At 69.5% G+C, this 26,840-nt stretch carries 27 protein-coding genes, 1 tRNA gene, 1 other RNA gene and 1 pseudogene; 8 read left to right on the top strand and 22 right to left on the bottom strand.

Annotated elements, in window-relative coordinates; genetic code table 11:
- From IF30_RS44255 to ffs, 9 genes are all read right to left on the bottom strand, one after another.
- Positions 1–1,162 (bottom strand): hypothetical protein (locus tag IF30_RS44255; RefSeq protein WP_051711949.1); only part of this gene is annotated, 1,162 nt, incomplete at its 3' end.
- A complete protein-coding gene (locus IF30_RS0136005) occupies positions 1,155–1,700 on the bottom strand; it encodes a SigE family RNA polymerase sigma factor (protein ID WP_051711948.1) in 546 nt (181 codons plus the stop codon). The genes IF30_RS0136005 and IF30_RS44255, both read right to left, overlap by 8 nt.
- Before the next feature lie 379 nt (positions 1,701–2,079).
- On the bottom strand, positions 2,080–3,135 hold the full coding sequence (locus IF30_RS0136000; RefSeq protein ID WP_030246473.1) for an aspartate-semialdehyde dehydrogenase: 1,056 nt from the start codon (positions 3,133–3,135) through the stop codon (positions 2,080–2,082).
- A gap of 28 nt (positions 3,136–3,163) precedes the next feature.
- Complete coding sequence (locus tag IF30_RS0135995) at positions 3,164–4,444, bottom strand: aspartate kinase (protein ID WP_030246471.1); 1,281 nt, start codon at positions 4,442–4,444, stop codon at positions 3,164–3,166.
- 438 nt (positions 4,445–4,882) lie between these two features.
- Positions 4,883–5,545: a DUF5063 domain-containing protein gene (locus IF30_RS0135990; protein WP_030246469.1), complete on the bottom strand. Its 663-nt coding sequence runs from the start codon at positions 5,543–5,545 to the stop codon at positions 4,883–4,885.
- A complete protein-coding gene (gene recR / locus IF30_RS0135985) occupies positions 5,538–6,137 on the bottom strand; it encodes a recombination mediator RecR (protein WP_030246467.1) in 600 nt (199 codons plus the stop codon). The genes IF30_RS0135990 and recR overlap by 8 nt, the downstream gene beginning before the upstream one ends.
- Before the next feature lie 269 nt (positions 6,138–6,406).
- Positions 6,407–6,745 (bottom strand): YbaB/EbfC family nucleoid-associated protein, encoded by a 339-nt coding sequence (locus IF30_RS0135980; RefSeq protein ID WP_030246466.1) that lies wholly within the window; start codon positions 6,743–6,745, stop codon positions 6,407–6,409.
- A gap of 75 nt (positions 6,746–6,820) precedes the next feature.
- On the bottom strand, positions 6,821–9,013 hold the full coding sequence (locus tag IF30_RS0135975; RefSeq protein ID WP_037902354.1) for a DNA polymerase III subunit gamma and tau: 2,193 nt from the start codon (positions 9,011–9,013) through the stop codon (positions 6,821–6,823).
- A gap of 81 nt (positions 9,014–9,094) precedes the next feature.
- Positions 9,095–9,185: signal recognition particle sRNA small type (ffs, locus tag IF30_RS44765), an RNA gene on the bottom strand.
- Positions 9,186–9,295: 110 nt separating this feature from the next.
- Here ffs and IF30_RS0135970 point away from each other — a divergent pair.
- A tRNA-Ser gene (locus IF30_RS0135970) sits at positions 9,296–9,380 on the top strand.
- 221 nt (positions 9,381–9,601) lie between these two features.
- Complete coding sequence (locus IF30_RS48295) at positions 9,602–10,705, top strand: hypothetical protein (protein ID WP_158835767.1); 1,104 nt, start codon at positions 9,602–9,604, stop codon at positions 10,703–10,705.
- A gap of 90 nt (positions 10,706–10,795) precedes the next feature.
- Here the strand turns inward: IF30_RS48295 and IF30_RS0135960 are convergent, their stop codons facing one another.
- The 7 genes from IF30_RS0135960 to IF30_RS0135930 form a co-directional block, all read right to left on the bottom strand.
- Positions 10,796–11,092, bottom strand: a complete 297-nt coding sequence (locus tag IF30_RS0135960; RefSeq protein ID WP_030246459.1) for a hypothetical protein — start codon at positions 11,090–11,092, stop codon at positions 10,796–10,798.
- 59 nt (positions 11,093–11,151) lie between these two features.
- Positions 11,152–11,826 (bottom strand): hypothetical protein, encoded by a 675-nt coding sequence (locus IF30_RS0135955; RefSeq protein ID WP_030246458.1) that lies wholly within the window; start codon positions 11,824–11,826, stop codon positions 11,152–11,154.
- 154 nt (positions 11,827–11,980) lie between these two features.
- Positions 11,981–12,181, bottom strand: coding sequence for a hypothetical protein (locus IF30_RS0135950; protein ID WP_051711944.1), 201 nt, complete (start codon positions 12,179–12,181; stop codon positions 11,981–11,983).
- Positions 12,182–12,296: 115 nt separating this feature from the next.
- The gene (locus IF30_RS0135945; RefSeq protein WP_030246453.1) at positions 12,297–13,511 is read right to left on the bottom strand and encodes a tyrosine-type recombinase/integrase; all 1,215 of its coding nucleotides are present in this window, start codon (positions 13,509–13,511) and stop codon (positions 12,297–12,299) included.
- Positions 13,512–13,521: 10 nt separating this feature from the next.
- Entirely contained in the window at positions 13,522–13,797 is a 276-nt protein-coding gene (locus tag IF30_RS0135940; RefSeq protein WP_234322972.1) for a helix-turn-helix domain-containing protein, read from the bottom strand.
- A 391-nt stretch (positions 13,798–14,188) separates the two neighbouring features.
- Positions 14,189–14,533, bottom strand: a complete 345-nt coding sequence (locus IF30_RS0135935; protein ID WP_051711942.1) for a hypothetical protein — start codon at positions 14,531–14,533, stop codon at positions 14,189–14,191.
- Between the two features lie 66 nt (positions 14,534–14,599).
- Positions 14,600–15,517, bottom strand: a complete 918-nt coding sequence (locus tag IF30_RS0135930; RefSeq protein ID WP_030246447.1) for an FkbM family methyltransferase — start codon at positions 15,515–15,517, stop codon at positions 14,600–14,602.
- Positions 15,518–15,620: 103 nt separating this feature from the next.
- Here IF30_RS0135930 and IF30_RS0135925 point away from each other — a divergent pair, with 103 nt between their 5' ends.
- Positions 15,621–16,121: an AAA family ATPase gene (locus tag IF30_RS0135925; RefSeq protein ID WP_199807993.1), complete on the top strand. Its 501-nt coding sequence runs from the start codon at positions 15,621–15,623 to the stop codon at positions 16,119–16,121.
- On the opposite strand, the gene IF30_RS0135920 is transcribed toward IF30_RS0135925, so the two are convergent.
- From IF30_RS0135920 to IF30_RS0135905, 4 genes are read right to left on the bottom strand one after another with little or no spacing between them, the layout of a single operon-like run.
- Positions 16,079–16,969, bottom strand: a complete 891-nt coding sequence (locus tag IF30_RS0135920; RefSeq protein ID WP_037902351.1) for a glycosyltransferase family 2 protein — start codon at positions 16,967–16,969, stop codon at positions 16,079–16,081. The two genes, IF30_RS0135925 and IF30_RS0135920, sit on opposite strands and share 43 nt — an antisense overlap.
- Positions 16,966–18,201, bottom strand: a complete 1,236-nt coding sequence (locus IF30_RS0135915) for a glycosyltransferase (protein ID WP_030246441.1) — start codon at positions 18,199–18,201, stop codon at positions 16,966–16,968. The genes IF30_RS0135920 and IF30_RS0135915 overlap by 4 nt, the downstream gene beginning before the upstream one ends.
- Complete coding sequence (locus tag IF30_RS0135910) at positions 18,198–18,902, bottom strand: hypothetical protein (RefSeq protein ID WP_030246438.1); 705 nt, start codon at positions 18,900–18,902, stop codon at positions 18,198–18,200. Before IF30_RS0135910 ends, IF30_RS0135915 begins: the two co-directional genes overlap by 4 nt.
- The gene (locus IF30_RS0135905; RefSeq protein WP_030246437.1) at positions 18,899–20,053 is read right to left on the bottom strand and encodes a glycosyltransferase family 4 protein; all 1,155 of its coding nucleotides are present in this window, start codon (positions 20,051–20,053) and stop codon (positions 18,899–18,901) included. The genes IF30_RS0135910 and IF30_RS0135905 overlap by 4 nt, the downstream gene beginning before the upstream one ends.
- Positions 20,054–20,197: 144 nt before the next feature.
- Between IF30_RS0135905 and IF30_RS0135900 the strand changes: the two genes are divergently transcribed.
- The 3 genes from IF30_RS0135900 to IF30_RS48290 all read left to right on the top strand — a co-directional run bounded on the left by IF30_RS0135900 (position 20,198) and on the right by IF30_RS48290 (position 22,924).
- A complete protein-coding gene (locus tag IF30_RS0135900) occupies positions 20,198–21,169 on the top strand; it encodes a helix-turn-helix domain-containing protein (RefSeq protein WP_030246435.1) in 972 nt (323 codons plus the stop codon).
- Complete coding sequence (locus IF30_RS0135895) at positions 21,166–21,732, top strand: peptide deformylase (protein ID WP_107054603.1); 567 nt, start codon at positions 21,166–21,168, stop codon at positions 21,730–21,732. Before IF30_RS0135900 ends, IF30_RS0135895 begins: the two co-directional genes overlap by 4 nt.
- A gap of 124 nt (positions 21,733–21,856) precedes the next feature.
- Complete coding sequence (locus IF30_RS48290; RefSeq protein ID WP_158835764.1) at positions 21,857–22,924, top strand: hypothetical protein; 1,068 nt, start codon at positions 21,857–21,859, stop codon at positions 22,922–22,924.
- Positions 22,925–23,261: 337 nt separating this feature from the next.
- Here IF30_RS48290 and IF30_RS45990 read toward each other — a convergent pair.
- Positions 23,262–23,678: pseudogene (locus IF30_RS45990) on the bottom strand (restriction endonuclease); the annotation flags it as partial.
- A gap of 53 nt (positions 23,679–23,731) precedes the next feature.
- Between IF30_RS45990 and IF30_RS48285 the strand changes: the two are divergent.
- Positions 23,732–24,151 carry a hypothetical protein gene (locus IF30_RS48285; protein ID WP_158835761.1) on the top strand — a complete coding sequence of 140 codons (420 nt, stop codon included), beginning with the start codon at positions 23,732–23,734 and terminating at the stop codon, positions 24,149–24,151.
- A gap of 401 nt (positions 24,152–24,552) precedes the next feature.
- Here the strand turns inward: IF30_RS48285 and IF30_RS48280 are convergent, their stop codons facing one another.
- Complete coding sequence (locus IF30_RS48280; RefSeq protein WP_158835758.1) at positions 24,553–24,702, bottom strand: hypothetical protein; 150 nt, start codon at positions 24,700–24,702, stop codon at positions 24,553–24,555.
- A gap of 209 nt (positions 24,703–24,911) precedes the next feature.
- Between IF30_RS48280 and IF30_RS0135880 the strand changes: the two genes are divergently transcribed.
- Positions 24,912–26,459: a hypothetical protein gene (locus tag IF30_RS0135880; protein ID WP_030246431.1), complete on the top strand. Its 1,548-nt coding sequence runs from the start codon at positions 24,912–24,914 to the stop codon at positions 26,457–26,459.
- The last annotated feature ends 381 nt before the right edge of the window (positions 26,460–26,840 follow it).

Below are 26,840 nucleotides of genomic sequence, written 5' to 3'. Positions count from 1 at the left end.
GGGTGGGGGGGTTGGTGGTCGCGGTGGGGGTGCCGCTGGGGGCCGCGGTGGGGCCTGCCGAGGGGGACGAGCTGATCTGGGGGTTGGCGGTGGGTGCGCCGGTGGCCCGGGCGCGCGGGGCGCCCGAGGCGGCGGGGGCCTGGGAGTTCTTGGGGGCCTGGTTGGCGCCGGTGGGCACGCTGGTGGCGCCGCCGGTGCCGGTGCAGCTCTGGTCGGGAACCCAGACGAACGGCACCCGGTAGCCGGTCCGGGGGGCGAGCACCGGCGGCTCCGCGTCCATCGCGCTCAGGCCGCCGGCCGGGTCGCCCGAGCTGTGGTCGGCGGTGCGGATGCGGCCGCGGTCGGTGCCACTGACGTCGGTGACGGCCACCGCGCCCGGGCCGCCGACGCGGCAGCTGTGCACGGAGACGTTGTAGACGGTGAACGAGCCGTAGACCCGTCCCGTCGCGTCGGGCGCGGCGACCTGCGCCGTGCCCCCGCCGAGGTCGGCCCGGGTGCAGAGCGGGACGATGCCGCCGTCGCCGGTGACGGCGGTCCCGGTGGGCGGGACGGTGCCGTCGGTGCGTGAGGCTTCGACGCCGGGCAGGTGCGAGACGGAGGCCGTGCCGACGGCCGGTGAGGCGTCGCCGGCGCCGCTCGGGCCGGAGTGCGAGGCCGTACCGGCGCCGCCGGCACCGGCGGCGGGGCTGCTGGGTGCCGTGGCCGCCGGGCTGTCGGGGTCGGCCGCGCCGGGGCCGCCGGAGAGCCCTAGGTGCTCCCCTTCGTGCAGTACCGGCAGGACGATCGCGACGGCGAGCGCGAGGGCCGCGGCGCCGGTCCAGGCTCCGCGTCGGGCGGCCCGCCGGCGGGGTACGGCCCTGCGGATCCGGGGCAGTGCGCCGGCTGCGGGCTGGATCCCGGCAACGGCGTGGTGCAGCAGTTCCCGCACCGCCCGTTCGTCGGACGACAGTCCGTACAGCCCTGAGAGTTCCGAGGCCTCCGGCAGCTCCGGGGGCTCCGGCAGCTCCGCGGGCTCCCCGTCGGCGCCGTCCACCCCCCGTCGCCGGACGCCGTCCGCCCGCCGACGATCGGCGCCGTCGACCCACGGCCCCCCGAGCCCGGGAACCGGCGGCCCCCCGAGTCCGTCCGCCGACGGCCGCCCGACGCCGTCCGCCTCAGCCATGTCCGGCCTCCATCTGGGCGCGGAGGGCGGCGAGTCCCCGCGAGCCGTAGGCCTTCACCGAGCCGAGGGAGATGCCCAGGGTGTCGGCGACCTGCGCCTCCGTCATGTCCACGAAGTAACGCAGCACCAGAACCTCCCGCTGACGGCGTTGCAGACCACGCAGCGCGGCCTTCAACTGGTCGCGCTCCAGGGCATCGTAGGCACCTTCTTCTGCACTGGCCATGTCAGGCATGGGCTTGGGCAGCAGCCGCAGCCCGAGGATCCGTCGGCGCAGCGTGGAGCGGGACAGGTTGACGACCGTCTGCCGCAGGTAGGCCAGCGTCTTCTCGGGCTCGCGCACCCGGCGCCGGGCGGCGTGCACCCTGATGAACGCCTCCTGGACGACGTCCTCACAGGTCGAGAGGTCGTCGAGGAGCAGTGCGGCGAGCCGCAGCAGCGAGCGGTAGTGCGCCTGGTAGGTCGCGGTGAGCAGGTCCTCGCTGGTACCCGCGTCGGTACCGGCACCGGAGCCCGCCGCACCCGGTGTGGCCGCCGTCATCTGGTCGTCTTCCGGCCTACTCGAAGGCCACGGGGCGTGCGACGGGAAGGACACCGCGGCTCTCGCCGGGATGCCCGCCCTTGCCCCCACCATCACGTTCGCCACGCCCGTTGGACACTCGATCCCCTGTCATGGTTGCCCAGCCGGGGGCCCATTCTTCCGCATGGGCGGAAGCGGCCTCCAGGGGATTCCCCCGGGATTCCGGACAGATTGTGTCGAGGAGCGGACACAGGTATGGACACAAGCTGACACATCGGAAGCGCCGGAGGGGTGTCAGAGCCCGAAACGAGCCCGCCAGGAGCCCCCCAGAAACCCGGCCGGAGCCCGACAGAAACGGCCGGAGCCCGACAGAAGCCCGACCGGGCCCCGACGGCCCGCCCTACTCCACCGTCAGCCGGCCGGCCACCGACTCGGCGATCTGCAGCAGGTTGAGCGCCGCCCCCTTGCGCAGGTTGTCCCCGCACAGGAACAGGTCCAGCGCCTCCGGCTCGTCCAGCGCCCGGCGCACCCGTCCGACCCAGACCGGGTCGGTGCCGACCACGTCGTTCGGCGTCGGGAACTCACCGGCGGCCGGGTCGTCGTAGAGGACGACACCGGGTGCGTCCCGCAGGATGTCCTGCGCGTGCTCCTGGGTGACTTCCCGTTCGAACCGGGCGTGCACGGCCAGCGCGTGGGTGCGGACGACCGGGATGTGGACGCAGGTCGCGGACACCTTCAGGCCGGGCAGGCCGAGGATCTTGCGGGACTCGTCGCGGATGGCCATCTCCTCGGCGGCCCAGCCGCCCTCGCGCAGCCCGCCGGTCCAGGGCACGGCGTTGTACGCGAGCGGGGCGGCGAACGGCCCGGGCTCGGCGATCACCGCCCGCAGGTCGCCGGTCTGGCGGCCGACGTCGGTGCCCGCCACCAGCGCGGTCTGCTCGCGCAGCGCCGTCTCGCCGGCCCTGCCCTCGCCGCCGGCCGCCTGGTAGGAGGCGACCACGAGCTGCTCCAGTCCGTACTCGGCGTGCAGCGCGCCGACCGCCGCGATCATCGCGAGGGTGGTGCTGGCCGGGCTGGCGACGATGCCGCGCGGACGGATCCGCAGCGCGGCCGCGTTGACCTCCGGGACGACCAGCGGGACGTCGTCGGAGGTGCGGAAGGCGGCGGAGTCGTCGACCACCACGACGCCCTTGGCCGCCGCGACCGGTGCCCACTGGGCGGAGACCGCTTCGGGGACGGCGAACACGGCGAGGTCGATCCCCGCGAAGGCCTCTTCGGTGAGCGGGACGACCTCGACGGTCTCCCCGCGCACGACCGCCGTGCGGCCGGCCGAGCGCGGGGAGGAGACGAGTCTGATCTCGCCCCAGACGTCCTGGCGGAGGGAGAGCAGGCCGAGCAGCACCTCGCCGACCGCGCCGGTGGCGCCGACGACGGCGAGGTTCGGCCGCCGGGTCATCGCCCGGTGCCCCGGCTCCGCTCCCTGGTCATCGCCCGGTGCCGCCGTAGACGACGGCCTCGTCCGACTCGCTGTCCAGGCCGAAGGCGCTGTGCACGGCGCGGACGGCCTCCGGCACGTCGTCGGCGCGGGTGACCACCGAGATGCGGATCTCCGAGGTGGAGATCAGCTCGATGTTGACGCCCGCGGCGGACAGCGCCTCGAAGAACGTCGCGGTGACGCCCGGGTTGGAGCGCATGCCGGCCCCGACCAGCGAGATCTTGCCGATCGCGTCGTCGTAGCGCAGCGACTCGTAGCCGATGCCCTCCTTGACCCGGCCGAGCGCGTCGATGGCCTTCTGGCCCTCGCTCTTGGGCAGGGTGAAGGAGATGTCGGTCAGACCGGTCGACGCGGCGGAGACGTTCTGCACCACCATGTCGATGTTGACCTCCGCGTCCGCGATGGCGCGGAAGATGCGGGCCGCCTCACCCGGCTTGTCGGGCACGCCGACGACGGTGACCTTGGCCTCGGAGGTGTCGTGGGCGACTCCGGAGATGATGGCCTGCTCCATCTCGCCCCCTTCGGGCTTGTTCGGGTTGTCGTTGCTGACGATCGTCCCGGGGAGACCCGAGAAGGACGAGCGTACGTGAATCGGGATGTTGTAGCGCCGGGCGTACTCCACACAGCGGTCGAGCAGCACCTTGGAGCCCGAGGACGCCAGCTCCAGCATGTCCTCGTAGGCGATCCAGTCGATCTTGCGGGCCTTCTTCACCACGCGCGGATCGGCGGTGAACACGCCGTCCACGTCGGTGTAGATCTCGCAGACCTCGGCCCTGAGGGCGGCGGCGAGGGCGACGGCGGTGGTGTCCGAGCCGCCCCGGCCGAGCGTGGTGATGTCCTTGCTGCTCTGGGACACGCCCTGGAAGCCGGCCACGATCGCGATGTTGCCCTCGTCGAGGGCGGTGCGGATGCGGCCCGGCGTCACGTCGATGATGCGCGCCTTGTTGTGGACGGAGTCGGTGATGACGCCGGCCTGGCTGCCCGTGAAGGACTGGGCCTCGTGACCCAGGGATTTGATCGCCATCGCCAGCAGCGCCATGGAGATGCGCTCCCCAGCGGTCAGCAGCATGTCGAACTCGCGACCGGCAGGCAGTGGTGACACCTGCTCGGCGAGTTCGATGAGCTCGTCCGTCGTGTCGCCCATCGCGGACACCACGACGACGACCTCATGGCCGGCCTTCTTGGCGTCAACGATTCGGCGGGCTACGCGCTTGATGCCTTCGGCATCCGCAACGGATGAGCCGCCGTACTTCTGCACGACAAGGCCCACGTGCGCTCCTCGACTTGTGTCGTTTTCCGGGGGTGCAAGGCCCCCGTACCCCCCGGGTGGAGGGGGGTGTGCGGTCCGCGCCAGTCTACCGAGCGGGGGTGCCCCGACCGGCGCTTTCCATATGGTGAGACGCCTGTTTCAACAGGCGGTCGGCGAGTCGGGGGCCGGCAGGAGGCCCCACCGGCAGGTCTGCGGGCGATTCGGTACGGGCCCGAAGAAACAACCGACCGCGCGGTGGCGTCCGGCCGGATTTCCTTTCCGGGCGCATCGCTGAGGCATTCGTCACAACCCCGCCCGCACGCTCGGGAACCGGGCCTTCACACCCGGGAACACGACGTGCGCGCCCGGCGGATCCCGGCGTGCGCACCCGGCGGATCCCGGCGCTGCCGTCCTGGACCCCGGCGCCACCGACCCCGCGTGCGACCGGCCCCCCGCGTGCTACCGGCCCAGCCCCAGCTCGGCCGCCATCAGGTCGCCCGCCTGCTGCTCCAGCTGCTCGTCGGTGAGCCCGTCGTCGTCGGTGTCCGCGCCGTCCGGCGCCGCACCGATCGGGCTGTCCAGCCGGACGTGCGCGATCAGCGACTGCAGCGCCCGCAGCACCGCCGTGCAGGTCGTGCCCCAGTTGGAGAGGTACGAGAACTGCCACCACCACAGCGCCTCGCTGACCCGGCCCTCCCGGTAGTGCGTCAGCCCGTGCTGGAGCTCGCCGACCACCCCGGCCAGGTCGTCCGAGATGCGGAACGCGTTGGGCTTCTCCGGCGGGCCGTACGGGTCGAAGACCTCGTGGTAGACGTCGATCGGGGCGAGCAGTTCGGCCAGCCGCTCGCGCAGCTGCTCGCCGTCCGGCTCGGGCCCGGTGTCGGGCTCGAAGCGGTCCTCCGGGACGACGTCCTCGATGGCGCCCAGCCGGCCGCCGGCCAGCAGCAGCTGCGAGACCTCCAGGAGCAGCAGCGACACCACGCTGCCCGGCTCGTCGCCCTTGGCGACCTCGGTGACGGCGAGCACGAAGCTCCCCACCGAGTCGGCGATCTGCACGGCGAAGTCGTCCGGCTCCGAGCCGTGCGCGTGGGTGTGCTGCGGGTTGGTCGTCCGGTCAGACATCGAGCAGTCGTCTCCCTTCGAAGGCGCGGCCGAGGGTGACCTCGTCCGCGTACTCCAGATCCCCGCCGACGGGCAGGCCGCTCGCCAGACGGGTCACCTTCAGGCCCATCGGCTTGCAGAGCCGGGCCAGGTAGGTGGCGGTCGCCTCCCCCTCCAGATTGGGGTCGGTGGCCAGGATCAGCTCGGTGACCGTGCCGTCCGCGAGGCGCGCGAGCAGCTCGCGGATGCGCAGGTCGTCCGGGCCGACGCCCTCGATGGGGCTGATCGCGCCGCCCAGCACGTGGTAGCGGCCGCGGAACTCACGGGTGCGCTCGATGGCGACGACGTCCTTGGGCTCCTCGACCACGCAGATGACGGCGAGGTCGCGGCGGGGGTCCAGACAGACCCGGCACTGCTCGGCCTCCGCGACGTTGCCGCAGACCGCGCAGAAGCGGACCTTGTCCTTGACCTCCAGCAGCGCGTGCGCGAGCCGACGCACGTCGGTCGGGTCGGCCTGCAGCACGTGGAAGGCGATCCGCTGGGCGCTCTTGGGCCCGACGCCGGGCAGCCTGCCCAGTTCGTCGATCAGGTCCTGAACCACGCCCTCGTACAACGTCGCGCCTTCCTTCGGATGGTCGGTGGTGTTCCGGTGCCATCATCCAACGAACCGGGCGTCGGGCGCAGCGCCCGACGCCCGACTCCCACATAAATCACATGGGTCCGTCGTCTGAACTACAGACCGGATGGGCCTGTCGACGCGGACCGGGTGGGCGGCGCGGAGCGGACGGACCCGTCCGCTCGGGCCGGGTGCCCGTCCGCTCGGACCGGGTGGGCCCACCCGCTCAGGCTCTCAGGCCCTCAGGCCCGTCGTCCCCGGACGGTTCAGAACGGCAGGCCGGGGATGCCCCCGCCGAGGCCCTGGGTCAGCGGGCCCATGCGCTCGGCCTGCATCTTCTGCGCGGTCTGGTTCGCGTCCCGGACCGCCGCCAGGATCAGGTCCGCCAGCGTCTCGGTGTCCTCCGGGTCGACCGCGGCCGGGGCGATGGCCAGCGCCACCAGCTCACCGGCACCGGTCACCGTCGCCTCGACCAGGCCGCCGCCCGCCGTACCGTTCACCTTCGTCTCGGCCAGCTCCTGCTGGGCCTTCGCGAGATCCTGCTGCATCTTCTGCGCCTGCTTCAGCAGCTGCTGCATGTTGGGCTGGCCACCACCGGGGAACACGGCTCTCTCCTTGCTGTCATCGCTGTCGCTGCGGTGAGTCCTTCGTCACCGCCGAGCCTACGTGCTGCGCCCCGCTCAGGTACCCCGGTGGTGGATCTCCTCCAGCACCGTCGCACCCAGCTCGCGGATGATCAGCTCCTGACCGGAAAAGGCCTCCTCGTGGAGGTCCGGGTCGTCCTCCTCCGGGATGTCGTCCTCCGGGGCCACCGACCGCACCGGAGGGGCCGGCGCCGCGGCGGGCGGCGGAGCCTGCACCGGCGCGGACCGCACGGCCGGGGCCTGCGCCGGCGGGGGCGCGACCGCGGGCGCCGGAACGGCGGCCGACGCCGGCCCCACCGACGGAGCGGCAGCCGGACGGGCCGGGGCTCCCCAGCCGCCCCCGCCCTGGGCAGCGCCGGGCGGGGCAGCGACCGGGGCGGCTCCGGTGCCGCCGGACGGGTCGACGATGCACTCGACGCGCCAGTCCACACCCAGCGCGTCGGCCAGCGCGGCGCGCAGCACGTCGTCGCTGTTGCTGCCGACGAAGCTGTCCCGGGCGCCGGCGTTGATGAACGAGACCTGCAGCACGTTGCCGTCGAACCCGGCCACCTGGGCGTTCTGGCTGAGCAGGATCCAGGTGAAGCGGCGGCGGTTCTTCACCGCCTCCAGGATCTGCGGCCACAGCTGCCGGACCTGCGCGGCGCCCTGCTGCGCGGCGGCCGACGGCTGCCCACCGGGTGCGGCGGCCGCAGCAGCCGGGGTGGGCGCGGGAGCCGGAGCGGGAGCCGGGGCCTGGGCGACCTGCGGCTGCGGTGCGGCGGGCGCCGCGGGCGCCGGGGCGCCGCCGGCGGGCGGGAAACTGCGCGGGATCGGCCAGGCCCCCGGCGCCGGCCCGGCGGGCGCGGCCTGGGTCGGGGCCGAGGTCGGCGGAGCCTGCACGGGCGCAGCCTGCACGGGCGCAGCCTGCACCGGCGCCGCCGGTACGGGCGCGATCGGTTCCGCCGCCACCGGGACCGCCACCGGCACCGCACCGGGGGCCGTCACCGGGGCGCTCACCGGGACTGCCATCGCGTTGGCCACCGGGTCGGTCACCTGCGCAGCCGTTGGCACCCCGGCGGCGAACCCGCCCGCCGCCGCCCGCCGCTCCAACTTGTCCAGGCGCGCCTGCAGCGACAGCTCGTCGCTGTACGCGCCGGGCAGCATCACCCGGGCGCAGATCAGCTCCAACTGCAGCCGGGGCGCCGCATTGCCGCGCATCTCGGTCAGCCCGGTGTTGACGAGGTCCGCGGCCCGGCTCAACTCGGCCGCGCCGAACGCGTCCGCCTGCGCCTGCATCACCGCGATCCGGTCCGCCGGGGCGTCGATCAGCCCCTTCTCCCCGGCGTCCGGCACGGTGGCGAGGATCACCAGGTCGCGCAGCCGCTCCAGCAGGTCCGTGACGAAACGGCGCGGATCGTGGCCGCCCTCGACCACCCGGTCGATCACCTGGAACACCGTCGCCCCGTCGTTCGCGGCGAAGGCGTCCACCACCTCGTCCAGCAGCGCGGAGTCGGTGTACCCGAGCAGCGCGGTCGCCATCTGGTAGGTGACGCCGTCCTCCGCCGCCCCGGCCAGCAACTGGTCCATGACCGACATCGAGTCACGCACCGAGCCCGCCCCGGCCCGCACCACCAGCGGGAACACCGCGTCCTCGACCCGGATGCCCTCCCGCCCGCAGACATCCGCCAGGTAGTCGCGCAGCGTGCCGGGCGGGACCAGCCGGAACGGATAGTGGTGCGTCCGGGACCGGATCGTCCCGATCACCTTCTCCGGCTCGGTCGTCGCGAAGATGAACTTGAGGTGCTCCGGCGGCTCCTCGACGACCTTCAGCAGCGCGTTGAAACCGGCCGAGGTCACCATGTGCGCCTCGTCCAGGATGAAGATCTTGTACCGGCTGTGCACCGGCGCGAAGAAAGCCCGCTCACGCAGCTCGCGCGCGTCGTCCACACCACCGTGCGACGCGGCGTCGATCTCGATCACGTCGATCGAACCGGGCCCCCCGGTCGCGAGGTCCCGGCAGGACTGGCACTCCCCGCAGGGCGTCGGCGTCGGCCCCTGTTCGCAGTTCAGGCAGCGGGCCAGGATGCGAGCGCTCGTCGTCTTGCCGCAGCCGCGCGGGCCGCTGAACAGGTACGCGTGGTTGACCCTGTTGTTACGCAGGGCCTGCTGGAGCGGAGCGGTCACGTGCTCCTGCCCGATGACCTCCGCGAAGGTCTCGGGGCGGTAGCGGCGGTACAGGGCTAGGGACACACCCCCGACGATATCGGGACGGACCGACAAACGCGTCGCCCCGAAGTCCCCCACCCCCGCCCGACCCGCCCCCGGGAACGCAAAGACCCCCCGTGCACCCGCCAGAGCCCTCCTACCCTTGCTGCCTTCCGGCCCTGGGGGGGTTCAGAGAGATGACGCCACACGAGGGGCTGACCACCACACTACCGGATCCCGGCCCCGACGATCCACAGGCCACCCCCGCCGCCTACCTGCGGGATAGGTGGTCGCGACCACCCCGAAACATGTACTAAGCTCTCCCACGGAGGATTCGCCTAGAGGCCTAGGGCGCACGCTTGGAAAGCGTGTTGGGGGCAACCCCTCACGAGTTCGAATCTCGTATCCTCCGCCGGCAGAAGGCCCGGACCGTTTCGACGGTCCGGGCCTTCGTCGTCTCGTGGTCTCAGTTTTGGTCTCAGTTGCAGGTTCTGGCTCTTTCGCCTGACGACCCTGGCCTTCCCGTGGTCTCATCCGAGGACCGTGGCGGTGCTGGCGATGCCGGGCAGCGTCACCACTCCCCGGCTGGCCGCGCTGCCGCGGCTGACCTGACCAGTCCGACGGGAACAGCCATTGAGCAAGATCGACCCGATAGCCCGAGCCCAGCAGATGCGGGATCGCGGCACAGACCCGCAGATCCCGTATCCGGGCTCTGGCAAGCCATGGCCCGGCATCTGCCACGCGCGTAGGCACGTCACCCTGTCGTCCTACTCAAGCGTCGTGACCAAGGGCCAAGGCCCCTGCAAGACCTGTGCTCAGATCAACAATTCTCGGAAGGCCGCCGAGAAGCGTCGCGTGAAGCCGGAAGCGGCCTTGCCGAACATCCGGAAGGCCAACGTTGAACCCCTTGAGCCCTTCCCTGGCACACAATGCACCTGGCGGTGCCGTTGCAACGGCTGCGACCGTGAGATCGACGTCTGGTACAGCAGCGTCGTCTACGCCGGCAATGGAGCCTGCTTCCATTGCTCGTCTTCCGCGCCTATCCCTCCCGACGAGGCCCGGGACGAGATGCTCGCGCTGGGGCTCGAGCCTCTGGTGCCCTATCCGGGCGTCAACGAGCCCTGGCGCAGCCGCTGCCTGAGATGCACGAGGATCGTCGACCCGAGCCTCACCAACGCCCGAAAGACGAAGGGCAAATGCCGCTTCTGTGCCAAGCGGGCCACCGACCCAGGTACTGCCGTGGAAATCATGGAGGCTGTAGGACTGGAACCACTCGAACCGTTCCCTGGGAACGTCACGACGCCCTGGCAGGCCAAGCACATCGCCTGCGGACAGGTCGTGAGCCCAATACTGGACAAGGTGATCCAGCGACGCCGTGCGCCTTGCAGCAGCTGTGCCCAGCACGGTTTCAAGCCGGACAGGCCTGGCTACATCTACTTGATCCTCCACTCCGAACTCGCTGCCGGGAAGATCGGGATCTACAACGAGAACAGCGAACGGCTTCGTGCCCACCAGCGCAACGGGTGGACGTTGATTGCGCAGGAACTGCTCCCAGGTCATCTGGCAGCCAAGGCCGAGGGCCTTGTCCTGGATCAATGGACGAGTCTTGACCTACCACTCGGCGCAACGAGAGACGATATGCCGCAGGGCGGGTGGACAGAAACGGTTGCACTAGTTGACCGCAGCATCGCCGACCTGCTGAACGACTTCACCGCGGCAGTCGAGTCCTCTCGGTAAGCCAACTGTGGGAGCGAGGGTGCCCCGACCCATGGGCCGGGGCACCCTCGACACGGATCAGACGGATTCGCCGTCGTCGGCCGCTTCGAGCTAGCTGCGCCGGGTGCTGGGCCTGCGGCGGGCAGTGCGGCGGGAGGCCGACTGCCTCAGGACCTGGCCAGCAGGCCGCTGCTGGCGGGCAGCGGCCCGCTTTCGGTCCGCGATGCGCTGCAGCTGGCGGTGACGGCAGCTGCGCCGGCCCCGGGGCCTTGGCGCCACAGCCTTGACCTGCTCCTGCTGGCGGCGCTGGAACAGGACCTGGAACCAGACGTCGAGGCTGCCCACGATCATGAGGGCCAGCAGCTTGACGGCGGTCTCCAGGCCGAGCGAGTGGAGGAAGGTTGCCATGAGGCGTTCTCGTTCCGCGAGAAGAGTCTCCGCTTGTGGCCGGAGGGACACGGCCCTGATTACGCGGCCAGGACCAGCCGCTGCCTGGACATCCGGGCAGCCTGGATCGATGGAGGCCGGGGCACCAGTGGTGTGGCCAACCGAGTGATCCCGCAGGCGATCGCTAGCGGCTCGGATTCTCTTCGCGGGACCGGCCCAAGAACTGCTCGTACCGGCCGAGGGCTGACGAGAACTCGGAACAGCTCGGAAGCGGACGCCACCTGGCGGGCCGCACGCAGCTCGGCGTAGCTCCATTCCCAGCCGTCTGAGGGATCCTCAGTCAGGAGGGCACGGTCCGCTGCGCTGAGGACGAGCACGTTCGACAGCTCGGCGGGGTCGATGCCGACCTCGAGCTCGACTCCTTGGCAGAAGTCGACCATCGACCGCGCCACTTCCGCGGTCCCGCGGCTCCACAGCCGTCCCAGGGACGTGGTCCTCTTAACCTGGACCTCAGTGATAGCGCCGGTGCCTGGGTCTGAGAGCACGAAGTCTGCCCCGAAGTCATCAGACAGGTGAGGCACAACGAGATGCTGCCAGTCCTCTGGGGGCTGTGGAGCAGATAGGAAGCTGTTCATGCGCTCGACCCGCGCCATTCGCTCTCGACGACGGGCCACTCGAATACCGGATCGAAGGGCCGGGAGGTCCAGCGCACCGGACAGGTCGGACTCGACCTGCGGCATCTCGATGAACCTCATGGCCCAAATCCTACCGCCCGTCCGGCCGTTCACGATCAGCTCCGGTGGGGTGCCGGCAAGCTTGGAGGTGGTGACCTTCGAACATTGACAATGAGGGTCAGCACGACACAAGAGGCCGCCACCGCCTACCGTCGCACGCCGTGCTGCCCGACAATCAGCGAAGGGGACGGCCGGCGTTCCACGGTTCCTGGTAGGGGTCTTCACCCAGCATCTTCGCCGCGGCCACGCAAAGGTCTTCACCGTAGAGCTGGTTACTGCCCCATTCGGAGTCCCACAGGTCGGGCACGGCCTGGGCGGCCATAGCGCGCCTGGAGAAGTCCTCATCGACTCGCCACGTCCGGACCTGAGCAGCCATCTCCGACGTGATCGTCGCCTTCAGGACTCGGCGGGCGCAGGATGTCGGGGAAGTCCCAGCCCCTCGAGAGCAGGGAGTATCACGCACTGATCCGACAAGAACCTTACGAGAGGCCCTAGTCGGCGTTGCCACCCCACAGGGCCGCGCCGATCTTCTTGCCGACGTCGTTCAGCATCGGCTCGGTGATGTGCTGGTAGCGCTGGGCCATCGCGGTCGAGGACCAGCCCATGATCGCCATGACGATCCGTTCCGGCACGCCGAGCAGAAGCAGGACGGTCGAGGCGGTGTGGCGGGCGTCGTGGAGGCGGCCGTCGCGAATTCCGGCTTCGCGCAGGAGCCGCTTCCAGTGGTGGTAGTCGGTACTGGGGTTGAGCGGCTCGCCTGTCTCCGAGGTGAAGACGTAGCCCTTTTCCGTCCAGTGGTCCCGGGCGAGGGCCCGCTCGCGGTCCTGCTCCTCCTTGTGCTGGCGGAGGATCACGACGAGTTGCTCAGGCAGCGGCACCGCGCGGCGCCCGGCTCGGGACTTGGTGTCCTTGGTCTCGCGCCGGACCGGCTCCCTCTGCGGGCAGAAGCCGGGCTTGCGCCCGCACCGGTCGCCGCAGCCGTGCTGGTACTTGGGCCGCAGCCGGCCACGCCGGACCCAGGCAACGCCGCGGTCGAAGTCGACGTCCTTCCACTGCAGTCCGAGCACCTCACCCTGCCGCAGACCGAGGGCCAGCGCGAAGAGCCAACGGGCGGAGTTCCGGCGCTTACGCGCCGTCTCCATGAGCGCCTGGACCTCCTTGATCTCGAACGGCTCGACCTCTTCCTCTTCGAGCTTCGGGGCCTTGGCGATCGTGGCCACGTTGCGGGTGAGGTGTTGGCGCCGCTCGGCCTCGCCGAGGGCGACACGAATGGTGCGGTGGGCTTGGTGGGCGGTCCCGGCGGCGCTGCCGGTGGCCTGCATCTTCTTGTAGAAGCGCTCCAGGTGCTCGGGCTCCAGCTTCTCCTGGCGGTGCGCGCCGAGACCGGGGACGAGGTGCACGCGGACGGCGACCTCGTATCCGGCGTACGTGTTCTCGCTGACGGTGCCGGGGACGATCTCGGTGATCCAGTGGGTCAGCCACTTGCCGACCGTCCACTTCTGGCCGGCCTTGGGCACGGTGCCGTTGTCGCGCAGCTTCTCCAGCTTGCGGACCTTGGCCGTGACCTCGGGCCGGGTCTTGGCACTGACGTGGCGGCGGTCGGGGGTGCCGTCGTCCTTTACACCGACCGTGACGCGGCCGTGCCAGCGGCCGTCGCTGCCCTCGTAGATCGAGGAGTCGCCGTTGGGCTTGCGGGTCTTCGCCATCTGCGCCCCCTCAGGCCGCAAGGGCGACGTTCGAAGCGGCGGCGGCCGCGCGGGCGGCCACGTACTCCTTGAGCGCCTCGGCGGGCACTCGGCGGAGGCGGCCGATCGTCACTGAAGGGACTTCGCCGGAGGCGACCAGGGCGTACATGGTCGTCCGGCCGACGCCGAGACGGCGGGCGGCTTCCTCGACGGTGAGGGCGAGGAGCGTCGGGTCGGCTGCACCACCGCCCTGATCTGCAATTAGGCGGAGGAGGGCGCGCTCGGTAGTGCCGAGAGCGCGGGCCACCCGGGCAAGCTCCAACGATGTCGGGCATGGGTGTCCTATCCCGGCGGCGCTTTCGGCTATGCGCCGCCGTTGTCGGTGTTCCAGGGATGGGCGAATCGGTTGTATGGGCCCGCGTTGTGACCCCGGCGTTCGTAGCACCGAGGGGTTGCGGAAGGCACGACGGGTCGAGGCTCCACGGGCGGGCAAAGCCCGTGGTCGGACCGGCGGGAGGGGACGTTAGCGGTTGATAACGGCCGCACCAAACCACCGAACGTCCAGCATGATCTGGTCCTCATCGGATCAGCGGCAGGAGTGACGTGCGGACTCGGCAACGTGCAGCAGGCGCCCTCAAGTGGCCAGGGTCGCTGTCGGGAGCGACGGGCTATGTCGCGGCCCCCGGGTCGGCGAGCCCCTAGGCGTCGGACGAGCCAGACGGAGAGCTCGGCGGGCGGTAATCGTCACCGACCTCGTCAGCCACGACACGGGTGATCATCGCGCTGATGAGTTCGGCGAGGTTCGGGTGGGCGGTGCCGTAGGCATCGAGCGCGTCACGGGCGCTCTCCATCTCCTTGCGCACCGCGACGAACTTCTGCCAGCTCTCGGCGAACTCGGCCAGCAGCCGCTTCACGTGGGCGTTGGCGGCGATCTCGGGCGGACCGACCAGGTTGTCCAGGGAGATGTCGAAGACCTTAGCGAAGCCGATGGCCTCGTCCAGGTTGACTCTCCGGCGAGGTTCGCCGCTCTCGATGCGCCACACCGCCGACTGGTTGAGCGGGTAGCCGGCCTCGGTCAGCCGCTCAGCGAGCGTGGGCGGCGTGGGTGCTCAGCGCCCGAGCGTGAGCCGGTCGCCGTCGGTGCGCGAGAAGACCAGGTCGGTCATGTGCTCCGGGGTCTCGGCGCACCGGACGGGCGGCTGCGGTCGACGCATGGCCTGAGGGTAGGTGGCCGGGTCGTAGTCGTTGGTGAGCGTGTACGGGTGGAAGCCGTGCTCGCGCAGGGCGTCGATGATGCCGGCGGCGCTCTCGCCCTGCTTGGCCAGGAGCTTGGGGGTGACTTCCACGACCAGCTCGACGTCCTCGCGCAGGTGCGGCAGCGCGGGCAGCAGTCCCCTGACCGCCGCCGCCTCGGCGCCCTCGACGTCGATCTTGATGACTCGGGCGGTGTCGAGTTCGGCCTGGCTGAGGAGTTCGGTGAGCGGTGCGGCCGGCACGTGGAAGGTGGTGTGGACGTGGCGGGGCCGAATGGCGGTGGTGTGACCAAGGTTGGCCGGGCCCTCCAGGTAGAGGGTCAGCGTGCCGGTGAGGTCGGAGGCGGCGGCGCGGACGGTCCGGATGTTGACCCGGCGGTTGGCGGTGACCGCTCTGGTGAGGTCGTCATGGAACTGCGGGGTGGGCTCGATGGCGACGACTCGGCCGGTCGGTCCGACTGCGTGGGAGGCCAGGAGGCTGAACGCGCCACGGTGGGCCCCGATGTCGACGAAGGTGTCCCCGGGTCGCAGGCGGTCGCGCAGGAAGGCGCTCAGGTTCGGCTCCCACTCGCCGAAGAGGTACTGGTAGCGCTGGATGACGTCGCTGGTGGTGACGGTGACCAGGTCTCCCGAGCGCAACCGGGCAGGGGCGTGGAGGGGACGGGTTCGCGGGTGGTCGTCGAGGAAACGGTCGACGAGCTGGGCCTTGCCGACGGTTCCGGGCGCGTGGCGGACGTAGGCCCGCAGCAGGCGGGCGAGGGCGGAGGCGGACACGCTGTGCTCCTTCGAGTGGCGGCGGGTGCGGAACGCGGTTCCCGGAGCCGCCCGTGGTGGCAGACTTGCCGGTGAACGCTGGTGGCGGTGAGGGGAGTTGTCGGTGGCCGAGAGTGGTCCGGTGGTGTTCCTGCTGGTGGGACTCACCGGTTCGGGGAAGACGACCTACGCCCAGCGGGAGCTGGAGCCGCAGGGTGCGGTGCGGCTGTCGGTGGACGAGGTCGTCCACGAGCGGCACGGCCGGTACGGCGTCGACTACCCGGAGAACACCTACTTCGAGAAGGAGGCCCCGGTCGTTGCCGAGCTGCACTCACGGCTGGTCGAGCTGGTCGCCGAGGGCCGGGACGTGGTGTGGGACCACGGGCTGTGGCCGCGCAAGGACCGCGACGCGATGAAGGAGCTGGTGGAGTCGGCCGGCGGTCGGTGGCGGCTGCTGTACTTCCCCGTCGAGCGGGACGAGCTGCTGCGCAGGCTGGCCGAGCGCAACCAGCGAGGGGACGCGAACGCGCTGATCGTGACCCCTGAGGCTCTGGACAACTTCTTCGCGCGGTTCGAGGCGCCTCAGGACGAGGGCGAGGAGACCGTGGAGCCGGGCTGGCTCTGACGGGGCGGGCGCCAGGCGGCGTGGATCTGGGCGGCTTCGGTGGCCCAGTCGTCGGGCAGGCGGTCGAGGGTGACGTGGCGGAAGGCCAGGCGGGGGTCGGAGACGTCGATGCGGCCGTGGTGGCGGTCGATGTGCTGCAGCAGGCGGGTGGCCTCGGTCCGGACGGCCGGGGTGTGCTCGGTCCAGGCGCCGGACGTGAAGCGGTCGACACGGCGGCGCAGGTCGTCCAGGACGCCGGCGCGCCACTTGAAGTGGTGGACGCACGCGAGCGTGTGCGAGTCGGGCCTGCGGCCGGGGGCACGGTGGTTGCCGGAGGCGACGGTGACATCGGAGAGCGCGAGGACGATCTTGCGAGGGTCGCCCTGCAGGAGGCGGTGGGTGAGGTGACCGCCGAGCGGGAAGGCGCGGTCAAGCCCACTCTCGGGCCGCCAGAGGGCGAATCGACCATCCGCGCTGACGCGGTCGAGCATCAGCCCGCCCACGACCGCCCGACCGTTCTCCTCGGCCTCCGCCGCCACGTCGCTGAGCGTGGCCGGGTACGTGTGGAACTCGTCGGAGTCGGCGAGCAGGTGCCAGCCGGGGCCGGCCTGCTGGCGCAGAGCGTCGCGCAGTTCGGTGTTGGTGTGCTCGTGCCACGGCCCGGTGCTGACCTGGCCGGTGGGCAGGTCGAGTTCCCGGGCGGTGCCCAGCAACTGGCGACGCCAGGCGTCGGGGACGTGCTCGGCGAAGTGGAAGGCGAGGTGGAAGCGATCGATGCCGAGTCGGCGGTAGTGAGCGGTCCAGGCGGTCAGCAGGGCCGGTTCGACCGGGCCGATCACGGCGACCAGCGTGGGGGCGGCGGGCGTCATCGGTACTCCTTGATCAGGTCGGTGTAGGTGTCGATGAGGTAGGCGGCCTGCTCGGCTGCCGGCAGCATGTCCAGCGCCGTGGGTGCCTTCGGCCCCGGCCGCTCCGGCGGCCCGTCCGCCAGAGCGTCGAGCGCGGCGGCCAGGGCGCCCGGGTCGCCGGCCGGGAACACCTGGGCCCAGGGCTGCCCAACCAGCCGCTCGGTCAGGTCCGGGTCGTGGTCGGAGACGATCAGTGGGACACCGAGCCGGGCGGCGTCCATGACCAGGCCGGACTCCTTGCCGGTGCCGGGACGCCGGGCCACCACGGCGGCATCGGCGGCGGCATAGACCAACCGGAGGACGTCCTCGCCGACCGGGCCGGGGACGGTGTGGCCCCGGACACGAGGCATGCGGTGCCAGCGTGCGAGTACCGCGTCGTCCAGCGGAGTGCCGCAGACCAGGACGTGTAGCGGCTTGGTGAGGCGGGCCAGGGCGGCATCGATGGTGGCGATGTCCTTGTAGGGCCACCAGCCGCCGACCAGGCAGACCGCCGTCGCCGAGGCGGGGATGGTGAAGGCGGCGCGGGCACCGTCGCGCTCGGCGGCGGTGAGGGGCCGACCGTCGTCGACCGCGAACGCCCGCACCCGGCCTGGGAGGTGGGGGAAGACCGGGGAGAGCCGGTCACGGACGGCGGTGGTCGGATAGAGGGCGACCACGTGCTTCTCGCTCCGCCGGGCGAGCCGACCCAGCAGACGGACCGGCGAGTCTTCGGTGGTGACCAGCTCGTGGATGAACCGCAGATGTGGGGTGCCGCCGAGCAGGGCTGCAGCGCCGTGCAGGGCCTCGCTCGCGCTGAGGATCACCACGGCCGCCGGCTGCGGTACGAGGCGCCGGGCGATGCGAAAGCAGGCGGCTTCGGTCAGGCACCGTGCGATCAGGGTGACCTGGTGTGGCAGGCGGCGCAGCGCCACCGGCCAGCGTCGCGAGCCGAAGGCCCGCTTGCCGGTGGTCGACACGTATGCCGCCGTTCGGGCTCCGGCCATCAGGGCCTTCGCCGCCGTACCCACCGGTCCAGCTGTGATGCAGGCCCCGGATCGCAACAGCGCACCGGGCCCGTCGGCGATCCCCTCCGGGGTGATGATTACGGCACCCGGGCGAGCGGCGGCAAGCGCGGCCAGTGTGCGCTGGTGGTGCCCGCCGCCTCGATGGGCGTTCGGCTCGATCAGGACCAGCGGGCCGAGGCGGTTGCTCATCCGGCGACCGCCTGTTCGCCGTGCAGCGTGATGAAGTGCTGGTGCAGCCACGACGGGTCGTTGAGCGCCTCGAAGCGCTCGGGGTCGCGGGCCGCGGTCCGGGCGAACTCGATCCCGTCGCGGGCGCCGACGGACGCATAGTCGGCGAAGTCGCCGTCCTTGCCGGCCTTCCAGGCGTCGATGCGTTCCTGCGCGGAGGCATCGGTCATGCCGTACTCGCTGCCGCGCGCGAGCATCGAGCACTCTCGGAAGCCCGCCTTCCAGGCGTGGAACGGGGTCTGGTTGAACAGCGTGATACCGGCGGTGTGCTGGCTGAACTCGACCCGGCCGGGCAGCGCGGCGAGCACGTCGACGGCCTGGCCCATCTCCCGCAGCGCGCTGGTGCGGATGAGCTTGAGTCCGCCATAGCCGTAGGTCAGGCCGTTGACCGGGTTCACGGCCCGCCAGACCCGCATCGACACCCCCGCGGCCAGCGGCTCCACCGAGCTGGTGGGGAACTCTGGGTCGATCGCGAAGTCGCCGTCGGCGAGGAAGAACTGGTCAGTGTCGACCAGCTCGGCGGTGAGGCGGTAGGCACGGCGCATCCCGCGCACCCCGTGCAGGCGCTTGACGCTGCCACCCAGCACGCGGGCCAGGCGGGTGTGCAGGGAGTCGGCCAGCGGCTCGTCGTAGGAAAGCTGGACCGCGTCGAAGCCGGTCACTTGATCGCCTCCAGGTAGCGGGCGGCAACCGCGTCGGGCGTGAGGTCGGTGGTGCAGACGTACGCGCGCTCGGCGTGCAGCAGGTAGAACTCGGGGTCGGTGGCGAGGCGCTCGGCGATCAGGGCCGCCTGGTCGTCGTCGTCGAAGAGCAGCTCGGAATCGAGGCGCTCGGCCAGCCAGCCGGTGCGCGGGCCGATCACGGGCAGGCCCATCGCCTGGCAGTCGATCACCGACATGGACCAGGGGCAGCCGGGCCGGAAGGGTGCGATGCCGAAGTGGGCTCCGGCGAGCAGGTTGCGGTAGCGGATGCGGTCGCCTCGGTCGGAGGCGATGTCGACGCCGTCCAGGGCCGCGAGTTCCTCCAGGTGCCGCTCGGGGCTGGGGTCCAGGCGGACGCGCTCGGCGCTGCGGGTGCCGAACAGGTCCATCACGGTGAGCCGTACCGGGGCCTTGGCGACGAGGTGGCGGGCGAGCCGGGTGAAGCGCGAGGTGCCGTAGTGGGCGTACAGGCGGTGGTTGTAGATGCCGACAGCGGCGCCCACTGGGGCGGTGAAGTCAGCTGGTTCGCGCACCAAGCGCACGTCCCTTGGGGCGGGGACCACGTGCAGCTTCTCGGCGAGTTCGACACCGGTGCGGGTGGCCACGGCGGCAGTCCACGAGGCGGCCGTACCGGAGTGGACCAGGACGCGGTCGCAGGCGGCGAGGCCAGCGGAGAAGGCCAGGAGCACGCTGCGGCCGAGCCCGCCGTCGTCCATCGCGGGGTCCAGCTCCAGCTGACCGGTGTCGGTGAAGGAGAACGGCAGGTAGTGGCAGTAGCCGGCGATCAGCGCGTCCACCCGGGCTTCCAGGAGCGCCGCGCGAATGGCAGGAGCGGCCTCGATCTGGTTGGCCACCACCACCTCGGGCCGGTGCCGGCGGAACAGCCGCACCAGGGAACCCACGCCGGGGTTGAATCGGGCCCGGTACTTGGTCGACGGCGAGGCGGTCCGCACGAACTGCACGCGGTCGTCGCTGGCCGGGACAGGAGAGGCCAACGTGACCTCGATCCCGGCATCGACCAGGGCCGGGGTCAGCATGTCGGCGAAGGTGTAGCCGGAATCGGCAGTCAGCTGGCTGGAGTTGGAGACGTTGAGCAGGTACAACACGCGCATCGCTTGGGCCCTCCCTCTCTGGGCCCGGGGGGTCGACCCGGGCCGGTAAAAGAAGGAAACTGGCGACGAGGACCGTGACAGAATGATGAATCTAGATCACTCACGGTTCATTCATCTCATCCAGCAGCCAGGGCGGGGGCACTGATGGACGCGCGAGGCGATGCCCCGACGGTCGAGCAGGCCGCAGAGGCGTTCGCGGCGGAGGTCTCCTACTGGCGTGAAGTCCGGGGGCTGCCCAAGCGGGAGCTGGCCCGTCAGATGGGCTTCGACCCGTCGTACGTGAGCCACGTGGAGTCCGGCCGGCATAAGCCGACCGAGGACTTCGGTCGCCGCGCCGAGGAGATCCTCAACGCGGGCAAGGCCATCTGGAAGCGCTGGCTGGAGTACGAGGCCGCCAAGTCCCGCACGGCGCCGTCCCTGGCCCCACCGGCACCGCGGCGGCCCGAGCAGCCGTACGCGACGGGCTCGGCGATCGTCGTGGCCCATGACGGAGCCCGCCTGGACTACGACGGCACCCACTACCGGCTCACGATGCGCCGCCTGCTGCGGAACACCGGCAGCGAGCCGATCACCCGGTACCTGATCCGCATCAGCGTCGACCGCTACCCCGGCGAGCCCGAACGTTCCAACGCCCACTACCGCCAACACCCGTTGACCTGGGAAGAACTCGCGCTCACCGCTACCTGCCGCGGGGAGGCGATGCGATGGCAGGCCAAGCACGACCGCGACGCGTTCAAGGAGATATGGCTGCTCTTCGAGAACGAGCACGGCCGCTTCCCGCTCTACCCGGGCGAGGAGGTGTGGATCGAGTACGCCTACTCGGTCGGCGAGGAGAAGTGGGGCCGCTGGTTCCAGCGCGCGGTCCGCCTGCCCACCGAACATCTCGAAGTCGAACTCGCCTTCCCCGCCGACCTTGACCCGGCCGTGTGGGGCATGGAGACGTCAATGACCGCCGAAGCGGCACCGCTGCGGACCGCCCCGATCCGGCGCGAGGAGGGCGACATACGCGTCTTCTCCTGGAGCACCTCCACACCGGACCTCCACGCCCGGTACCGTCTCGAATGGCGATTCCGGGCCCGACCCGAACGCGACACAACCCAAGGGGAGTTCAGGTGATCCAGGTGCGGCCCAGCGAGCAGATGCGTGACCTTGGCGTCGTCCAGGAGGGCGCGCCCATCCTCGCCGAGCCCGCCCGTCCCTTCGACCTGCCCGCCGAGCGCGAGGCCGCCGAGCAGGTCGTGGAGAAGCTGTTCACCGCGATGGAGCGCATCGGCCAAGTCCACCCCTTCGCCAAGGGCATGGGCATCGCGGCACCCCAGATCGGCATCGGCCGGACCGCCGCCATCGTCCAGCCTGCCGCCCCGGACGCTCCGGCGATCGTCCTGCTCAACCCGCGGATCACCGACCGCTCCGACGAGACGGACGAGCAGTTCGAGGGCTGCCTGTCGTTCTTCGACGTTCGCGGCTTGGTCCCCCGGCCCCTGCAGATCACCGTGGAGACCACCACTCTGGACGGCCAGGTGGCCACCACCACCTACGAACGCGGCCTCGCCCGCCTGATCCACCACGAGATCGATCACCTCGACGGCCTGCTCTACACCGCGCGGATGCACGCCGGTGCCGAGCCCATCCCCGTCGAGCAGTATCGCCAGACTGGACGAGCATGGGCCTACGAGTAGTGAACCCCGGCCAGCCCAAGCCAGAGGTCTGTATAGATATGGCACACGACACTCAGAGCCCCACCGCTAGCGCCCACCTTAACTACGGCACCCAATTGTCGGTAACGCCTGACACTATCAACGAATGCTGAACGACTCTACGCAAAAAGTGCTCGGAGCTCTGGCCGTAATGATGTGGATCATCAGCCTGGGCCTGACACTTCAGACGGCCCCGGCGGCGCGGCTCCCAAAGGCTACCTGGTCAGAGCGGATCTCCTGGCGCGGAGCACGCAAGGCTGCTGCACAGCGTGCAGCAGTACTGCGCGCCAAGGAAGGAGGGCTCACCTATCCACTTTCGGCGACTGCAAGAGAATATCTCCAGCGCTCAGATCATCTCACGCTGGCATCACTCCGCGGGATTAAGTTTAAAATGGCCTTGCCTGCCGTGCTGTCAATATTCGCAGGGCTTGCCCTGATGCGCTGGGCGGAGCATTCGCTAAGCGGCTCCTGGAAAGGGGCGGCAACTCTCCTTTCGATTGCGCCAGCCTTCTCAAGCATAGTGATTTTCCTGCTCGCTGGAGTCCCTGCGCAATCACGCTGGACAACATCCATTATCGGAACGCACGCCTACGAGTCTCTGGTAAAACTTATCGACCCGTTCAGAATGGGAGTGGAGCCATCTTCTATACGCCCATTTGAACCTCCCCACGCCGAAGCGGTGCAGAGCCTAGAAAACTTGGCCGCAGCTCTAGAGAGATACGCGCTACAGCGTGCACTGCCTGATGGGCGAACTCCAATGCCTGACGTTGTCCAGGAATACGCGACTGCAGCCGCACTCGTGAGGAAACTACGCGGAGGGGTGGAGCTTGACGGGGAAGCTGGCAGGATCGCCGCCAGAGATGAAATCCAGCATCTTGTGGAGTGCCTCGCAGATAGTCGAATCCGAGACATCGCCCGACAGTCCGCCAATGAGCTGGAGCTAATTCAGGCGGACTCTGTTGAGGCACATCGGCGCCGCCGCAGAGATCGGCGACAACTGATCACGCTTGTCATCTTCACGGCCATAGCCGCTGGGACCATCGCAATCCTCGCACTGGCCGGGCTCGCTGAAGCTGCACTGGCAGCCATTGCGACCGCCCTCGTGGCGCTCTGGGTGAAAACTCTTCGCCTTCAGGAAGATTCCTCGCCTCGTGCTCCTGGCGGCGAGTCATAGCAGCAATATGACCGAATGTAGCGGCTGCTGCCAGTTTACGAAGGCCGCACGACGAGCAGGATGAGGCTGTTCCCGTACTGCGGCCGTACCCAGTCTTCAAGACCGCCGTGCAGGCCGGCCTCGTACACAACCCTGGAGAGCGCCCCTCCGCGCGCGCTCTCGTTAAGTCGCTCCGTGCCGCTTGAACTGAGCCCGTCCCGCCAGCTCAGGTTCCGCAGAGAACGCGGAGTACCTAACCAGCATCCGCCTCGAACGGGGGAGCGGCCCAGCAGCAATGCCGTTTCCTCAATTCGCGCCGCCGCCAAGGCCGCAAGTAGATGGCAGAGAGAGCCGCAACCTACTCCGAATCCGACAGGATTTTGGAGACCGGCAGATAGCAGTGACCTGTCTCGCTGGCATGGCGCTTCTTACGGCGGATAAGATCGTCAAGGCGAATGCGCTGGTCAAGGACAGCCATAAAGTCACCTCCGTCCACCGTTATGAACGGAGTGCTGTAGGCGTACACATCCAAGGCGTCCGAGGTGAAACCGCTCATGCTGATGTAGAGACCAAGAGTATTTTTGCCTTTGCGCTCAATGTTGGACTTGAAAATGTCGAGCAACGGCCGCCCAATGGACTCCTTCCACCACTTGGCCTCAAGGACGTAGTGGTCGGTATCAAAGGAGAGCGCGCCATCGATCTGCTCATGTTCCAGGCTGTAGGAGGCCCGCGGCTCCAGGTCGTACAAGGCGAATAGCTCGTTGATGAACCCTCGAAGTCTCGCCCACGCTGGTGCTTGTCGGCGGCTGAGTGCATCACGAAGAAGCGTTGCTTCAGATCCTCATGGATCTTGGTGAATGCCCGAATGGCCTGGGCCTTCTTAGCACTCTCGGCGACGGAGGCCGCGTACTCTTCATGCTCCGTGATGACCTCTTGCTGCCTTCCGGTCCATCGACGCAACTCGGCCACGGCAGCCTCAGCCTTGGCCACCATGTCGGCTCCATCGATCTGGCTTTCGAGGTTCGGAAACCGGTCCATCCCAGCAATGTCGAGCATGAGCGCCACGGTCACATCGAGGTACCGACCTTCATTGGCGCGGAGAAGGTCCACCAGTTCGCCGGACGCCTCGCGCTTGGTCCTGCCAAAGTCAAGGCGGGCCAAGAGCTCGCTGTGATCCCGCAACATGCCACGCACATACCGCTCGAAGTGGCCCTTGTTCCAGAAGATCCTCCAGAGCGCATCGGCTAGTGCGTTGTAGGCGCTTGGGTTGATCGTCTTGTTGCGGGCACCACGTTGCTGCACCGGCCCCTCCTCCATGCGCACCGTCACAGACCCATCACGCTACCGCGCGACAGGCTGTTGATCAGCAGGTACGACAATCCTTGATCCGGGAGATCGCGATGACGCATCGCCGCGTACACGCCAGCAACAGGGACGCAAGCGGAGGGCGAGCAGGGTTTCACCGGGGCGAACGAGGGCCCGACCAATCTGCGGTCGGGCCCTCGTCGTTCCGTAGTTGCAGTTCCCGCTGCTCTCAGGCTGGCCGAATCCGCACCAGCGATTCAGCCGGAGACCTCAGGGTCGGTTAGCTCGCCGAGAGTGATCAGCACCGGTGCGGCCTTGCACCCGGTGCTCTCGGGCCGGCAGTCTCACTCCCTACCCATGAGTTGGGCCAGCAGCGCAACCACCGCAGTCGCTCCCACCATGGCGAGCCCGAGGGTCGGTGCGCGCACGATGAGAACGACGGCGAGGATGCCCACCAGGAGGAGGACGACGGTGCGAACGCTGATCTGCTCCATGGGACTTGCCTTCCATCTGTGACCGGCCCACTGCCGTTGCCACAGCCAGCGTGGGTCACCGGAAGCTGCCTCTGACGGCCCCGGACAGTCCCTGACGACATTGGCCAACCAGGGCCGCGGGGGGCGCGGTCTGTGACAGAGTCTGACAATGGCTGGCAGCGTCGATTGCCAGGCTGGCGGCTTGTGAACTCCATCCCAGGGGCGGAACTGTGAGTGCTCAGTTGTGGACGAGGCCGGACCTCTCCCGTCAGCCCTGCCTGGAAAAACTGAACAACGATCTCCACGACCTCAGACTCGACGCGGGGCTCCCGTCCGCACGGAACATCCGGGATCAGATCGGTAAGGACGCGCAGGGCTTCTGGATCGTCAACCACCAAGCGGTCCTGGATGCGTTCCAGAAGCCCGACCTTCCACCGCTAGGCCGCCTGGACCTCATCGTCCGCGCTCTTGCCGAGATCACCCGCGACGATCACGGCACTGTGGCCGACCGGTTCAAGGCACTGTGGAAGCTAGCCGTCAGCGAGACGGTCGCCCAGGCGCACGCAAGCCTCCAGGATGACGACACGGAGCCAGACGAGGGAGCAGACGACGATGCGCATGGCGACGCCGCGTTGGAATCGCTGAAGGCCTTGATCATCAATGCAGCACAGTCGCTGTGGGATGACAAAGACGCACTCAGGATCTTTCTCGGTGTGGTCCGCCGCAGCGAGGGATTCGCCAGGATGGCGGACGCGTTGGAGAAACACCGTCCGGCGAATGCCACGTTCTACGGGGTGCAGAGCCACGAGTTCGAGATGGTCCGCTCGCCCGCGCGTCGAGAGCTCAACGCGCTGCGCCACTGCCTCGAAAAACACCAACGCAAACGCCGCTGGTCCTTCACTGAGCTGGAACAAGAGACACGGATCTCCGCAGACAGGTGGATCCGCTGGCACACCCACGGCGAACTGCCCGACCGCGACGCACTGATCGCCTTCTCCAACGCGGCGCACCTGTTCCTGGAAGACCACACGATGCTGCTGGGGCTCTGGAACACGGCCCATGAAGCTCTCGAGCGCCAACTGCGCTTCGAATCCCTCCCTGCAGACATCAGCTTTGACGAAGCGTGGACGATGCGGCCCCCAACAGTGCCACGGTTGTGGGCGCTCGCGGGTGTCGGAAGCGACCCGCTCTCCGCCCACGGCCCCGATCTCGCGGCTGGGTCCGCTCCCGCCTTCACCGTTGCCGGACCGCCTGGTTCGGGGCGTTCCACCGCGCTGACGACTATCGCGCGCTCCCTGCTGGCCAGCGGAACCAGGCTCCTCCTAGTCGCGCCACGGCCCTCACCGCTGCGCGAACTAACAGGACAGCCGTCTGTGCTGGGCTGCATTGTTCAGGACAACATCGAACGTCACGAACTTGAGGAGGTGTTGGACACCGCTACCCGGGATGACCCTGTAGTGGTGGTGATGGACGACGCCGAGGTGCTGGCGGACTGTGGAGCATCCCCTGTGCTGAGCCGACTACTCCAACACGGATCCAGCGAAGGTGCAGCTCTGGTCGCGGCGGCTGATGAGCAGGAGATCGACCTCAGCATGAAATGGCTGAGCGAACTGCCCAACGCGTGCCGGGGCCTCCTGCTCACGCCGGAGGCCTACACATCCGGAAAGCTGATCGGCAGCCCTTCGGCCGTCTCTCTCGTCGGCCTATCCCACACCCCCGGTCGCGGCTGGCTGCACCTCGGCGACGGCGATCTCCTGGCGGTGACCGTTCCCCGGTAGCTCCCATCGGGAAAGGGGACCACGTCAGACGCCTGGCACAGCGCCATCGCTTGGAGATCAGCCCTGGCCTGTGCCCGTTCTCACGGCGACACCACCAGATCGGTCAAAGGCCGATGGGGAATGGTCTCAGTTCTGGTCTCGTTCGCTGCCGTCTGCTGGAGTTCAGCCGGTAGCTACAGACTTGCTCCGCCGCAGGTCGGGACGGGTGTGAACCCCGGCGGACGGGGTTCGGGAGAATTGGAAAGCGTGTTGGGGGCAACCCCTCACGAGTTCGAATCTCGTATCCTCCGCCGGCAGAAGGCCCGGACCGTTTCCTTGGGTTCTAGTGGTTGTTGCAACACCCCAGTTCAGGGGATGCGATGACCTTCGAGATCCGCGAGG

Origin of the sequence: Streptomyces sp. NRRL S-350, from assembly GCF_000719705.1 — a bacterium.
GTDB lineage: Bacteria > Actinomycetota > Actinomycetes > Streptomycetales > Streptomycetaceae > Kitasatospora.
The sequence above is the reverse complement of the archived record's forward strand: the minus strand, read 5'-3'. Positions and strand labels throughout refer to the sequence as shown.